Below are 1437 nucleotides of genomic sequence, written 5' to 3'. Positions count from 1 at the left end.
CGGACCCGGACTCCGCGCTTCACGCTGCAAGCTCAGCGGTGCGGTCAGCGGGCGCGCGACTACTGCTCCGCGCTCAGGCCGAGGGAACGGCGCGCGCCGATATGGATGGGGTCGACCTGTTCGCCCTGATGTCGGCGCTCGGCTGGCTCGTCGGCCAGCCCGGATTCGCGCCACGGGGGGATCATCTCTTTCACGTTATTACGAGCGCCATCCTGATAAATCGGCCTAGCAACGGTGTCAAGAAGGCAAAGTGTTGAATCAGATTTGCCGACGCATACTTTCCTACCAGGAAAGCCCCGGGGATTCGAACCAGACGGCGGAAAGCTGACTGGAGCCGACACTCGAAGGTCATTACCGCACTTGATCGATTGGCCGCTCCTGGCCGACACCGGATGCTCGCCTTCACATCGGGGGCGAAAGTCGGCTCAGCATGTCGCCTAGGCCAACTGTTGCGTAACAGTTACACTGGATTACATTTCTGTCGGAAACTTGCGAAGCCCGCCCATAGCCGCTGTCGGACCCGGACGGGACATTGGCGCGCGCGACACAGGGCGCGGGATTGCGTTGTGACGGAGCCTCACCTAACGTACAGCAAGCGAGAGCGCCCCGATTCTGCATAGATAGCTCGCGCCAGCATTTGTGCCCTGCCGACTTCAGGAGAAAATGATGCGTGGCCTGGTGATGGGAATCGCTATCATCTCAGCGAGCTGGCCGTTTATAAAGGCTCTCGCTCAGGATGACTCGGACATGCCTAAGGAGAGATGGGGAAAGACGGTCACAGCCGAATCACCGCGCGGCGGAGAAACTCAGAAATCGGACTTCGCGACAATTGTGGCCCCTCCTGGTTTCGCCATCGCTTTAGACAGGCTAGACAGGACAATACACCTCTTATTCGATATCAGATGTAGAATTTCGTTAATTTGCTTTGTTTCTCGCCCGAATTGACGTTCTTCTCCACACTTCGGGGGAGACCCGTAATCAAAAGTCAGGCTCGGTTAGATTTCGATAAAGTTCCAAATTGCCCTTCTCTAGGGCATCGCGTTGCTCTTTAAGGTGTTGAATCTCTTCACGCAGACGTTCGATGGTTGCTTCCATCTCGTCGATTCCGTCTTGTAGTTGTTGGCTGTACTCGTTCATGTGTGTTGCTCCTTTCTTTACTTATAGCGGCTTAAGATTAAACCTTAATCTGCTTTGGCTTCACAGTGCCTTGTTTCACCGCTTCCATATATTCATACGGGGACAAATCGTAAATGCTGCCGTGGATGCGGATACGATTATAATCTTGTATAAACTGACCTACGACTTCATAGGCCTGTGGATATGTTTCAAACTCATGCCGCTGATAGCACTCCGCCTCTATGATCGAATGATACGATTCGACATGCGCGTTTTTATTCGGCGTTTTTGGCGGGATGCGCTCGTGAATCCTGACAAACT

Annotated in this window: 3 protein-coding genes; 1 reads left to right on the top strand and 2 read right to left on the bottom strand. The window is 53.9% G+C overall.

The genetic code is table 11. The annotated features are described in order from the left end of the window. A partial coding sequence (locus tag GRP75_RS30115) for an SbtR family transcriptional regulator (RefSeq protein ID WP_483311120.1) occupies window positions 1-257 on the top strand: 257 nt, incomplete at its 5' end. A gap of 721 nt (window positions 258-978) precedes the next feature. Here the strand turns inward: GRP75_RS30115 and GRP75_RS26770 are convergent. Further along, window positions 979-1137 carry a hypothetical protein gene (locus GRP75_RS26770; protein ID WP_014279385.1) on the bottom strand — a complete coding sequence of 53 codons (159 nt, stop codon included), beginning with the start codon at window positions 1135-1137 and terminating at the stop codon, window positions 979-981. Window positions 1138-1174: 37 nt separating this feature from the next. Further along, window positions 1175-1437: integrase core domain-containing protein (locus tag GRP75_RS26765; protein WP_160790870.1), on the bottom strand; the 263-nt coding region annotated here is incomplete at its 5' end.

Origin of the sequence: Paenibacillus sp. OT2-17 (assembly GCF_009827695.1) — a bacterium.
GTDB classification, from domain to species: Bacteria; Bacillota; Bacilli; order Paenibacillales; family Paenibacillaceae; genus Paenibacillus; species Paenibacillus polymyxa_B.
This window is presented reverse-complemented; position numbering and strand designations above follow the sequence as displayed.

What these genes read in the sequence shown, in the direction of transcription:
- GRP75_RS26770 (WP_014279385.1), bottom strand. Translation starts at nt 1,137, where the DNA reads ATGAACGAGTACAGCCAACAACTACAAGACGGAATCGACGAGATGGAA.